This is a genomic window from Synoicihabitans lomoniglobus (assembly GCF_029023725.1).
GTDB classification, from domain to species: Bacteria; Verrucomicrobiota; Verrucomicrobiia; order Opitutales; family Opitutaceae; genus Actomonas; species Actomonas lomonigloba.
Genome location: NZ_CP119075.1, coordinates 729779 through 742177 on the forward strand (window position 1 = coordinate 729779; position 12399 = coordinate 742177).

Below are 12399 nucleotides of genomic sequence, written 5' to 3' on the forward strand. Positions count from 1 at the left end.
CTTCTTAATTACATGAATATCGGAGGGTTGTGGTATAAAGATCCCAAGTGAATAATAGATATTATTACCTATCTTATTTCAATTGCCTTGCACAAAGTGAGCCAATGTCACGAAGGGCGCGGGCGATTGATTCGTCCCAGGGGATACCACAGTTGAGGCGCAAGCAGTTATGATAGCGCTCGCGGACGGAGAACAATCGTCCCGGCGCAATATTGATGTGGGCGCGCAAGGCATCGCCATGAATTTTCATGGTGTCGATTGCAGGATCCAACTCCAGCCAGAGCACGAAACCGCCCTGAGGGCGACTTAACCGGGTGCCCAGCGGAAACGATTGCACGATGGCGGTGGAGAAACGCTGGACCTGATCACGATAGGCCCGACGGATACCGCGCAGGTGATGATCGTAGCCGCCGTTGCGCAGAAAGTCGGCGACGGTTTTTTGCAGAACGATCGGCGTGGCCATCGTGTTGGTGAACTTAAGCCGTTGCACCCGCTCGCGATAGCGACCCGGTGCGCACCAACCGACCCGAAGTGACGGCGCGAGCGTTTTACTGAACGAACTGCACAACAGCACGCGGCCCTCCGTATCCCACGCTTTGAGGGGTTTGGGGCGACGCTCTCCCCAGTGCAAATCGCCGTAGATGTCGTCTTCGATTGCCGGCAGATCGAACTCGCCGAGCAAATGATAGAGCGCGGCCTTGCGCGCGTCGGACATGCACGACCCGAGCGGATTGTGAAAGGTTGGCGTCACGATCAACGCCGCCACGGAACAGGTCTCCAAGGCATTGCGGAGCGAATCGAGACACAGGCCTTCCCGGGGATCGGTCGGAATTTCGAGCACCTTCAAGCCCAGCGCCTGCATGGTTTGGAGGATGCCGAAATACGACGGAGTTTCGATCGCCACGGTGTCGCCCGGTTTCGCCACCGCGCGCAACGCGAGATTGAGCGCCTCGGTGCAGCCGATCGTGATGACCAACTCGTCGTGGTCGAGCGGTGCTCCCGCCTGCAGGTAACGGCGGGCGATCTCGCGACTCAGCGGCAGGTGCGTGCCATTCATGCTGTATTGGCCCAGCAAGGTGGGGTCGTCGCGTCCGGCGGCTCCCAGCAGGCGCGCGAGTTTTTTGGTGGGAAACAAACTGTGGTGGGGGCACGCCGCGCCGAGTGGCAGGTAATCGGGATAGCCCGAGTAACTCACGATCTCCGCCGCGAGGTCGCTCACCCCGACCGCCGACGGCTGCGCCATGGGACGTGCCATGCGGGGTTCCGGGGCGACCGGATTCAGTCGGGCGCGCACGTAGTAGCCGGACTGCGGGCGGGCTTCGATCAGTCCCCGGTCCTCCAGCACGGTGTAAGCTTGGATGACGGTGGAGATGCTGACCTCGCGTTGCAGGGCCATGCGTCGCACCGATGGGACGCGGTGACCGGGGCGGAGCGTGCCACCTTCGATCAGTTGTTGCACCGATTCGGCCAGTTGGTGGTAAAGCGGAACCGAAGGGGAATTGGCGATTACGGCAGACATGACGTAGATTCTAACGGACAATCATTCGTCCGCATCAGTCGCAATGCGTCGCGACAACGACCAATACAGTTCGCTCACATCACGCTTCCGGGCGATACAATTGTATTTTTTACAATCACCTGCACAGGACGCTTGCGCATAACTACTTACTACTAGTAATAGCTACCACGTCATCAATGAGTAAGGTCGACACGCCAGTATCCGATTGCCCCAACGTCATCCTCATCGAGGACGAAACGGTTTTCCGCCAATTGCTTAAACGTGCGTTGGAAAAGCGGAAGGGGTGGAAGAACGTAGCCGACTATTCCGATGGGCTGCTCGGCTTGCAGGCCTGTCTCGAAAATCCGCCGGATCTGCTGTTGGTCGACTTGAATTTGCCCGGCAAACACGGACTCGAGATCGTGCGTGAGCTTCGCCAGCAGGCTCCCGATGTGCGGGTGTTGGTTTTGACGGGACATGCGGAACCCAAGCTGCCCTCGCAACTGATGGGATTGGGCGTGGGTGGCTATGTGGACAAGACCGCGCCGCTCGCCTACGTGATTCAAGCCATCGATACCGTGATGGCGGGCGGGATGTATTTTGCGTCCAATGTGCAGGCGGAGAGCGGTCCGGTCAGCGGGAGTTCGCTGCCTTCGGCCAGCAATGCGTCACCGTCCGTGCTTTCGGCCCGAGAGTTGGAAGTCGCTCAGTTGGTCGCCGCCGGTCGCTCTTCCAAAGAGATCGCCTCCGATCTCGATCTGAGCACGCGCACGGTCGAGAAACACCGGGCGAACATTATGGAGAAACTGGGCGTGCGCGAAGTGGCGAGCCTGGTGCGCTGGGTGTTGCAAAACGGTCTGGGTTGATGCCGCTCCCGCATCTGGCGGGGACATCAGATCGAAATTTCACCTCGCAGATAAGTTGTGGCGTCACCCGCGATCCCGACGCGATCTTCGCGATGCTGACACCACAACTCGCCGCCTCGATCCGAGAGTTGGCGGGCGTGAAGCGAAGCGCGTTGTAAACGTCGAGCCCAATAGGGAATCAGGGTGCAATGCGCTGAACCGGTGACGGGGTCTTCCGGCACGCCGAAACCCGGTGCGAAAAAGCGCGAAACGAAATCACAGTCGTTCCCGGGCGCCGTCACGATGACCGATGCGCAACCACTGGCCGCCAATGCGCCCCAATCCGGCGTTACGGCCGTCACTGCTTCGACATCGTCCAAGACCACGAATAGGTCCCGGGCGCGCCCCACCTCAGCAGCGCGGGCGATACCCAGCGCCGCGAGCGTCGACGTGACTTCGGTGGGATCGACGGCCGTAGGCGGCCGGGACGGGAAATTCAATTCGAGTCGATCGGACGCGAGTCGATTTACGGTCAAGGGCCCGCTTTGCGAATGGAACGTCACATGTTCCCCGGCGATGCCCAGTTCATGCCACAGCACATGAGCGGCCGCGAGCGTGGCGTGCCCACAGAGATCGATCTCCACCGCGGGGGTAAACCAGCGCAGATGATAATCCCCGTGCGATTGCGGCACAAAGAAAGCGGTTTCGGCCAAGCCGTTTTGCCATGCGATCTTTTGCAGCAACGCGTCTTCGGGCCACGTCCGCAGCGGACACACGCCGGCTGGATTGCCGCCAAAAACACGGGCGGAAAATGCATCGATCCAGAAGAAGGGGCAATTAAACGACATGCCGGATTGGCGATGTGTCAGCTACGTCGGCGCAAGCTTAAGCCCAAGTGTGTCGCCCGCGCGAACGCATGACTAACCGGCCAATTGGGCGATGCCTGCGCGATTCAACCGGCAAGTGGTCCACTCCGACATCATCGTCGCCCCCAGACTCTGGTAAAAATCGATGGCCGATTGATTCCAGTCCAATACGCACCATTCCAATCGCCCGCAGTCGCGATCGCGGGCGACGGTGGCGAGAGCCCGCAGCATGGCTTTGCCGTGGCCCTGGCCGCGATGGTGGGGTGAAACGAAGAGGTCTTCCAGATAGATGCCGGGGCGTCCGAGAAATGTGGAGAAATTGTAAAAATACAGGGCGAAGCCGACCGGTTTATTTGATTCAAAAGCAAGCAGGCAGTGGGCGATCGGATCGCCGCTTGCCGGGAAGAGGTGGGCCCGGATCTGATCGACGTTGGTGACAACTTCGTCGGTCATCCGCTCGTATTCAGCCAGTTGCCGAATGAAATCGAAGATGATCGAGGCATCGGTCGGCACGGCGGTGCGAATGGTGCTAATCATGGTGGGACCCTGAAATTAGATCGCTAACAGTCAAACAGCCAATCGTTTGCAATCGATTTTGTTTCTGGACACTAGAACTGACCACCCTTGTTTGAGGAGACTACCTCGGATGTTTCTGGCCAGACACCCACGCCCAGCCGTTCTGCGCGGCGCTTTCACAGGAGTTTTCCTGTTTATCGCCTCCATTTGTGGCGGGGAGGATTTGTCGTCGCCAACCCTCGCACCGGTCGAACTGGTGGTCTCCGGTGAACTGGGCTTTCGCCATGCGGGCTACTACGCGGCGCTCACGCGGGGATTTTTCCGCCAGGAAGGTCTGGCCGTGTCGCTGCGACATGCCGATCCCGAGGAATCCCTGGTGGACACCGTTCTGATCAAACCGGGGGTCTACGTGGTGGGGGGCGACGAGTTGTTTGTCGCCCGGCTGAAGGAATATCCCGTCGTATTGCTCGCGGCGATACACCAGGAAACCTTCCAGGTGCTGCAGCTCGACAGTATGCGGCGACAAATTCACGACCAGATCGACTTCACCGGCCAGAAAGTGGCCCTGCGTGTTGCCCCCCAATCGGCGCCTCTGCGGCTCATGTTGAATCGCATGGGCGGAGGACCGGAGCACGCGGAGTGGGTGGCATGGGAGTCACGTTCCGAGCATCAGTCTGAGCTGGCGGCCCACCAAACCATGGCCTGGGCCAATACGGGACCGGTGTTGCGACCGGCCGATCAAGGTGTGGTGGCGTTCTACGGCGACAGTCTGTTCGCGAGCGAGGCCGAGCTGGCCTATCATCCCGCGCATGTGACTGCGATGCGCCGCGCGATTTTGCGCGGTTGGGAGGCGGCCTTGGAGGATTCGGCGGCTGCCATCGACATGCTGGCTGCTCAAGCCACCGCCATGGGAACGAACCCGGATGTGCGACAGCTACGACGCGAGGCCGAGGTGGTGCGCACCTTGATCAAACCCACGGCAGTGGAGCTGGGGCAGGTGGACGAACGCCGTGTGACGGAGATCGCAGCCGCGTTGTTGGAACTGGGTCTGGTCGATGCGGTCGGCGATTTGCGCAATTTTATCTATCGCACGCCCCACGCCGGCCTGCCGCGTTGGGTGTTTGGCATCGGTGCGGCGTTTGTGGTGGCGACGTTGATTTCGCTGGCCGTGACCGGATTCAACTTCCGCCTGCAGCGCAAAGTCCAGGAGGGCACGGAGCAGTTGCACGAATCGCAGGAACGCTACCGGGAGATGTTTGCCCATGCGCCCGTCGCCATCGTGGAGGAGGACTACTCGGCAGTCGTGGCGTGGATCGAGGCGCGTCGGCAGGAAGGCATTCCCGACCCGGGCGTGTGGCTCGACGAAAATCCCGACGAAGTGTCGCGACAATTTGCCAACGTAAAGGCCATGCGGGCCAATCAAGCCGCCCTTGATATGGTGGGAGTCAGTGATGTGGCGTCGTATGCCCGTTGTCTGGCTCCGCAGCAAAATGCCAGTTTACGGCGAGCGTTTCGCGAAGAGATTCTGGCGCTGTGGCGCGGGGAACTTGATCTGCGGGTGGAGATGAAATTCATGCGCGTCGACGGCACCATGGGCGATGGTTGGCTGCAGTGGACCGTTCCCATGGTAAGCGGTCGGCCGGACTTTGGTCGGGTGTTGGTGGTGGTGACCGAAGTGACCGCACTGCGCACCGCGCAACAGCGCTTGGACGAGAGCGAGAGCCGCTTCAAGACGCTGTTTGAGAGCGCGATCGAAGGGGTTTATGAATCGACGCCTGAAGCGGGCCTGGTATCGGTCAACCCGGCGTTTGCACGGATGCTGGGGTGTGATTCGCCCGAAGCGCTTCTGGCGTGGCACCAAGAAATCGGAGTCGGGCGCATGTATGTGGATGAAGGGCGTCGCCATGCCTTTCTGGTGGCGCTCGAAGGTCGCGATGCGGTTTACGATTTCGAGTCCGAAATCGAAGCAGCGGACGGCAGTCGCAGATGGATTTCTGAAAACGTGCGCGCGGTGCGCGACCGGGCGGGCAAGCTGATTCGATTGCAGGGATTTGTTTCCGATATCAGTGAGCGCAGGCGGTTCGAGAGTGAATTGGGGGCGGAGCGCGAGCGACTCGCGGTGACCTTGCGGGCCATGACCGAGGCCGTGATCACGACCGATGAACGCGGCGTGGTGACATTCGTCAACGAAGCCGCGGAGTCATTGACCGGATGGGTGGAAGGCGCCGCGATCGGGCGTCGTCTGAGCGAAGTGTGTGTGCTGCGGCAGGAGCGGACCCAGGCCAATGTTCCCGTGCCGTTCGATGCCGCCATGCGGGGCGCGACCGTGGTGGATCTGCCGCGATCGACCACGCTGGAGCATCGATCAGGTTCGCCCAAGTTGATCGAAGGACGCTGTGCTCCGATCAATGATCCGCAGAGTAAGCCCGTGGGAGTGGTCTTCGTGCTGCGCGACGTGACGGAACGTTCGCGGCATGAGTCCGAGATGTTGCGCACCACGAAGCTGGAGTCGTTGGGCGTGCTCGCCGGCGGCATCGCCCATGATTTTAACAACCTGCTCACGGTCGTCCTGGGCAACCTGCACCTGGCCCGGCATCACGGGGAGGAAAATGCTGAGACCAGCCGTTGGTTGCGCGACAGCGAATTGGCGGCCGAGAAGGCTCAGGGGCTGACGCAACAACTGCTGACCTTTGCCAAGGGCGGTAATCCCGTGCGGGCCGCGGTGCGGTTGGCTGAGGTTGTGAAGGAAGCGGCGGCGTTTGCGCTGCACGGATCCAAGGTGCGTCAGGACATCGATTTTTCGACGGACCTCTGGGCCGCGGATGTGGATCGCAGCCAAGTCGGGCAAGTGGTGCAAAACCTCGTGCTCAACGCGGTGCAAGCCATGCCGGACGGGGGAGTGGTGAAGCTCCGGTTGCGCAATGAAAAGCACCGCGGTGATCCGGTGCGTTCGATCTCGGCGGGCAACTACCTGTTCCTGGAGATCGAGGATACCGGACACGGGATTTCCTCGGAGCAGATCGGGCGTATTTTCGATCCTTACTTCACGACGAAGCAGACCGGGAGCGGCCTGGGTTTGGCGACGGTCTATTCGATCATTCGCAAACACGCCGGACATATTGAGGTGAGTTCGGAGGTCGGAGAAGGCACGCGTTTCCGTATTCTTCTGCCGGCCTTGCCGGATGCCACCACGCCGAGCACGGCAAAATCCAAACCCTCCACCGCTCCGCTGCGCGGGCGTATCCTGTTTATGGATGACGAGGCCAACATCCGGCGGATGGCGGCAACCTTGCTCGAACATCTGGGACTCGAAGCCGAGACCGTGGTGGACGGCGAGTCGGTCGTGAAGCGATTTGTGGAAGCCAAGGCGGAGGGCAAGCCCTTCGATGTCGTCCTGATGGATCTCACCGTGCCGGGCGGCATGGGCGGCAAGGAAACGATGGAAAAGTTACGCGCGCTTGATCCCGGCGTGCGCGCCATTGTTTCGAGCGGTTACTCGATCGATCCCGTGCTCTCCAATTACGGCGATCACGGATTTTGCGCCCGGGTCACCAAACCCTACCGGGCCGCAGATCTGGCGCGCGTTTTACGGGAGGTGCTGACGACCAACATGGAGGCGTCGTAGCCGCCGGTGTGGGCGGGCATGAAAAAGCCCGCCGTGTCCGGCGGGCCCTTCCTGACGCGACTGATCGCGGAAATTTGTCACCATTTATTTGATACGCACCTCGCGGCCGGTGGCGGCGGATTTGTAGATCGCATCGAGGATTTTTTGCACCGCGAGTGACTCGGCGGGTTTCACGTAGGGCTCGGCCTTGCCCAGCAATGTGTCGATGAAGTGCACCATGCGATTCTCGTTCGCGAGCGGAGTGGTCGCGGCGATCTCCTCGGTGATGTAGCCCTGCTTGCCGGGGCGGATGAGACGCAATGGGTTGAGCATCACGCCGGCATCGGTGCCAAACACCTGGGAAGTGAAGAAATCATGTTGGGGCAGATGCGCCGCCCACGACGCTTCGAGCAGCACGGTGCGGCCACTTTTGAGTTTGATGAGGGCGACGGAGAGGTCGTCGACATCGAACTTGGCTTTCTTGTCGATCTCGCCCTTGCCCCAGTTGCCTTCGCCGCGGCCCCGCGGTCCGAGTTGGCTGTAAGTCTGACCGCTCACCGCCGCGGCGTCGAACTCGCCCATGAGAAAGAGGGCGCGATCGAGCGCGTGCACGCCGATGTCGTAGGTGCAGCCGCCGCCGGCAAATTGTTTCTGGGTAAACCATGAACCGATGCGGGGAATGCCGCTGCGGCGGGTCCACGCGGTTTTCGCATGGTAGACGTCGCCGAGTTTGCCGTCGGTGATGAGTTTGCGCGCCGTCTGCACCTCGGGTGAGAAGCGCATGTTTTGCCCGACCATGAGTTTGAGGCGGCGCTTCTTCGCCTCGGTGATGAGCTTGGCGGCGTCGCGGGCGTTGGTCGCCATGGGCTTGTCGACCATGAGATGCTTCCCGGCTTTGAGAGCTTCGAGCCCCACCGAGGCGTGCAGGAAGTTGGGTAGGGCGATCGAGACGACGTCGATATCATCGCGCTTGAGCAGTTCCTGGTAGTCGGTGACCAGCGTGGGAATGCCGTAGGTGTCGACTGCTTCCTGACCGCGCTCCGGGGAGACTTCGGCGAGGGCGACGACATGGGCCGCCGGGTGGGTTTGAAAGCTGCGGATATGATCAATGCCGATCGCACCGGCACCGATGACGGCGATGTTGAAAGAGGATTTTTTCTTGGGCATCTGGAAAGGAGAGGATGGAGGGGAAAGGAAAAGGGAGACGTGGCGTTACGCTTTGCCCCACGTCCGCATTTGTTCGAGCGAAAGGCGGACTGATTCCAGCGGATCGTGGTTATATTTTTCCACTTCGATGACATACCATTCGGCGGCATCGACACTCTCCGCGGCGGCAAACACCGCCGGAAAATCCACGGGGCCGGAACCGATCTCTTTTTCGTCCTTGATGTGCAGCAAGGTGATGCGGCGGCCTTGTTCGCGGATGAATTCGGCAGGATCCTTGCCGCCGACGTGCACCCAGTAGACGTCGGCTTGGCAGCCCAGATTTTCGGGGGCGGCGGCGTCGAGCATCCAATCGAACACGCGGCGGCCCTCGACCAGGGCGATCTCGCCATCGTGGTTGTGGTAGTGGAACTGGAAGCCGAGTCCGCGCAGGCGGGCGCCGATTTCGTTGAGGTCGCGGCCGATCCGGCGGCAAGCGTCGGCCGTGCGGAAGTGGGCCTTGGGCCAGAACGGACAAATGATGTTTTTGGTGCCGCACAAGAGCGCCTCGTCGACCACGCGGTTGAACTCGCCTCGCAGGAGATGGATGCCGACGTGCATGCCGGAAACTTCGAGGCCGGCGTCACGAATGGCGGCGGAACCGGCGGCGGCATCGAGGTTGCCGAATCCGGCGGTTTCGACGCCGGCGTAGCCCATCTGGGCGACGGCGGAAACGGTGGCGGCGAAGTCTTCCTTGGTTTTGTCGCGCAGAGAGTAGAGTTGGAGGGATAAGCGGGGAGCGGGCATAAGAACTCAGAGCAAGCAAACGGGACCCGGTGGGGTCAATGCCACGTCGGAGGCGCGCGAATGGCGCGGAGCTTTACGTGGACCCCAATCTACAACCCCAGTTCGGGTTGGTTGGAGTTGGGATCGAGGCGCGCTTGGTGGCTGAAAAATTGGTCACCCAGCGAATCGTGCAGCGCCGCGAGGCAGTCGATGCTGCGCATGATCACGGACTCCAGGCTGGGCGCGCCGGGCAAATCGGGAATGTCGGGATCAAAGTGCTGGCCGAGTTTGATCGACTTGAGCTCCTGGGTGGTGGCGTCGATCAACTGCAGGGCCGGATCCGCGGCGGCGTCACCCGAAGTCTCGGCGATCGCGGCCAGGCTGGTGGCAATCTGTTGGAGGTTGTAGAGAATGCAGCGGGGCGCACGCGTCTGTTGCAGGAACAAGCGCGCGACGAACAACGGTTGGCTGCGGGTGCGGAAGATCCTTCGGTAGGCGTCCTGCGATCCCAACATGCGCAGGAGGGCGGAAAGTTCGGGGTTGTCGCGGTAGTGGAGGAGATCGTCCGCGTCCTCGTTGTTGTTGGCGTAGTCCACGGCGGCGGGGAGCATGTGACTGAGGGCGCGGGCGGTAACCGTGGCTCGCTCAATCTGTTGGCCGATTTGCAGAAAGTGCCACCCGGCGTCCTGGAGCATGGTGCGGGACGCGGTGCCGACGCAGGCGTTGATCTCGCCGAGCACCGCACGGATGGCGCTGGCGGCGGCCCGGCTGCGGGCCAGGCGGGACTGGCGACTGCGACCGGCCGGCGACTGGCGGGCGAGCTGCAGGAGGGTGTCTTCCAACTGGGTAAGAATCCGACCGGCCTCAGGGCTCACGAATTCGCGCAACTCGCGGGCGTTGGCCGCGGCGGAACGCGTCGCGCTAAGCAAGGAGCTCGCATGCGAAGCGCCGAGGGCCATGCGCCAGATGAGGTCGCTGGTGAGCGTGTTACGAGGGTCGGTGCGAGCCGTGATCTTTTGGTCGGCATGGCCGGTGGCTTCGAGCAAGCCGCGCCACAACGGAAGCCAGCGACGTCGGTCGGACGCGGGTATTTCCTCCAGAACCACATCGTCGAGAATACTCAACATGCGAGCCGTCGACTCCGCGCGTTCCAGATAGCGCCCGAGCCAAAAGAGCGCTTCGGCGGCGCGCGAACTCGGCACGGTGGACTCGGCTCCGGCCGCGACATTGGTTTCGAAATCGGCCAAGGCTCCGGCGGTGTGGACGTCGCCGGCCAGCACGATGACATCGGCGCATTGTCCGACTCGATCGACCGGGTAGGGCGGGGGACCGAAATTGACGATGCCGCCCGGCAGGACGGAGACATTGTCGCCTTGGGTGAGGGCGAATGCGCTCAGGCGAAACGGAGTGTGGCGGGCGCCCGAGGCGCGGAAAGAGAGCGATTTGAGCCGGGCTTGAGCAACGTAGGCGTGGGGATTCTCCAGCACTTCGCGCGGTAGCTTGCCTCGACTGATGGCGATGGATTCCTCGTGCGGCTGGTCGATCCGAGCCGAATGTGCCGGCCGCAGATCCAATTCGCCCGCGCGATCGAGAATGGAATCCAGCTGGTCGTTGTCGGTGCAGACGTAGGTGGGAATGGACGGCAGCAACAAAGGTTCGCCGTAATAAAAGCGGGAAAGCTGCGGCAGATAGGCATTGAGCGCGCGGTTTTCGGCCACGCCCGCGCCAATGGCATTGGCCACGACGACGTTGCCGGCCCGAATGCACTGCATGAGTCCGGGAATGCCGGCCGATTCGCGATCGGTCGAGAAGACCACCGGGTCGATGTGAGCGTCGTTGAGGCGTCGATAGATCACGTCGACGCGTTCCAGACCCGCGATGGTTTTGAAATAGACGCAATTGTCGAGGACGAGCAGATCTTCGCCGTGGGCCAGACGCAGGCCCATCTTGCGGGCAAGAAACGAGTGTTCCGAGTAAAACGGGTAGCGGGGGCCGGCGGAGAGAAACACCATGGACGGCTGTCGCATCCCGGCCGGGGCCAGCGCGTGCAACGCCTGCACCAATTGCAGCGGGAAATTAATGACCGACTTGTAGTCGGGCAGCGCCCGGTAGTAGTCGCTCGCCTCCTGGGTGAGGAAGCGACGGTTTTGCACGGCGTAGCTCAAACCGACAGGGGCGTTGGTGTGCGTTTCAGTGAAATGCCAACCGGCCGCTGTCTTCACCAGATCGAAGCGAATCAACGTGGCGAGATCGTGGCGGTCGGGCGTGAGACCAAACGAAGGGCGGCGAAAATAGGGATCGGCCAACGTGACCTCCGGCGGCACCACACCGGAATTCATCGCTTCCTGCCGGTGATAAATGTCGGCCAGGAACGTATTGATCAATACGGCCCGTTGGCGCAGGGCGGCTTGCAGGGTGCTCCATTCCTCGGGGGGGATGATGAGGGGCGTGGGCTCCAATTCCCAGAAACGGTCATCCGTCGAGCCATTGGCCGGGGGCGAAAGATCGGTGAGCCCGGCGTCCTGCACCGACAACTTCAGCCGATTGCGCAAGGGGCGCAATTGGGCGGGAGGCAGAGCTGGAATCGAGCGAGGACGAGCAGTCACGAAGAGGAAGACCAGCAGTAGTGGTGAGACGACCCGAGCGAATCAAGTGCGACGTTGCGGTCACGGGCGGGCAAGGGAGGGCGTAATCTCCGAGGTTGCCAATACGGGCGAAACCGGAACGCTGGTCCGCTTCCAGATATGTTTAAAAAGATTATTGCGGCGTTCAGTCGGTCAAAGTCCACGTCGTCCCCGGGTTCGACTCCTCCGTCCGGCTCCCCTCAGCAGCCCTCCAATTCCCGCGGTTCCCGACCGAAAAAATCCGATTCAGCAGGTGCCTCGCCCAAGTCCGAGCCGGGCGAGCGTCGCGGTGGCGGACGCCGTCGGGGCGGCCGCGGCAACGCCCCTGAGGGAGAATCCAAGCGCGGCGGAGAATCGCGCAGCCAAGGCGAAGGCCGGGGACGTGGTCGCGGTGAAGGCCGGGGCGAAGGTCGCGGCCGGACCGGTCCCCGCAGTGGTGGTCGCGGCGGGCGTGGCGGCCGGAGCGGCGGTCGGGAAGAGCGTCGGGAACGTCCTCAACGCGATGATTTTGAACATC

9 protein-coding genes are annotated in these 12399 nt (G+C 61.8%); 2 read left to right on the forward strand and 7 right to left on the reverse strand.

All coding sequences use genetic code 11. The features are described from left to right. Positions 1–73: 73 nt before the first annotated feature. Positions 74–1519, reverse strand: coding sequence for an aminotransferase-like domain-containing protein (locus tag PXH66_RS02695; protein ID WP_330930285.1), 1446 nt, complete (start codon positions 1517–1519; stop codon positions 74–76). A 176-nt stretch (positions 1520–1695) separates the two neighbouring features. Here PXH66_RS02695 and PXH66_RS02700 point away from each other — a divergent pair, with 176 nt between their 5' ends. Continuing rightward, positions 1696–2364, forward strand: a complete 669-nt coding sequence (locus PXH66_RS02700; protein ID WP_330930286.1) for a response regulator — start codon at positions 1696–1698, stop codon at positions 2362–2364. A 26-nt stretch (positions 2365–2390) separates the two neighbouring features. On the opposite strand, the gene PXH66_RS02705 is transcribed toward PXH66_RS02700, so the two are convergent. Together PXH66_RS02705 and PXH66_RS02710 are read right to left on the reverse strand one after the other, a co-directional pair. Continuing rightward, a complete protein-coding gene (locus tag PXH66_RS02705; protein WP_330930287.1) occupies positions 2391–3191 on the reverse strand; it encodes a PhzF family phenazine biosynthesis protein in 801 nt (266 codons plus the stop codon). A 72-nt stretch (positions 3192–3263) separates the two neighbouring features. Next, the gene (locus PXH66_RS02710) at positions 3264–3746 is read right to left on the reverse strand and encodes a GNAT family N-acetyltransferase (protein WP_330930288.1); all 483 of its coding nucleotides are present in this window, start codon (positions 3744–3746) and stop codon (positions 3264–3266) included. Between the two features lie 202 nt (positions 3747–3948). Here PXH66_RS02710 and PXH66_RS02715 point away from each other — a divergent pair, with 202 nt between their 5' ends. After that, positions 3949–7350 carry a PAS domain S-box protein gene (locus PXH66_RS02715; RefSeq protein WP_330930289.1) on the forward strand — a complete coding sequence of 1134 codons (3402 nt, stop codon included), beginning with the start codon at positions 3949–3951 and terminating at the stop codon, positions 7348–7350. An 84-nt stretch (positions 7351–7434) separates the two neighbouring features. On the opposite strand, the gene PXH66_RS02720 is transcribed toward PXH66_RS02715, so the two are convergent. From PXH66_RS02720 to PXH66_RS02735, 4 genes are all read right to left on the reverse strand, one after another. Then, positions 7435–8496 (reverse strand): Gfo/Idh/MocA family protein, encoded by a 1062-nt coding sequence (locus tag PXH66_RS02720; protein WP_330930290.1) that lies wholly within the window; start codon positions 8494–8496, stop codon positions 7435–7437. A 45-nt stretch (positions 8497–8541) separates the two neighbouring features. Beyond that, on the reverse strand, positions 8542–9279 hold the full coding sequence (locus tag PXH66_RS02725) for a sugar phosphate isomerase/epimerase family protein (protein ID WP_330930291.1): 738 nt from the start codon (positions 9277–9279) through the stop codon (positions 8542–8544). Positions 9280–9368: 89 nt separating this feature from the next. Then, on the reverse strand, positions 9369–11864 hold the full coding sequence (locus PXH66_RS02730) for a circularly permuted type 2 ATP-grasp protein (RefSeq protein ID WP_330930292.1): 2496 nt from the start codon (positions 11862–11864) through the stop codon (positions 9369–9371). Positions 11865–12128: 264 nt separating this feature from the next. Beyond that, positions 12129–12398, reverse strand: a complete 270-nt coding sequence (locus tag PXH66_RS02735; protein WP_330930293.1) for a hypothetical protein — start codon at positions 12396–12398, stop codon at positions 12129–12131. Position 12399 lies beyond the last annotated feature (1 nt).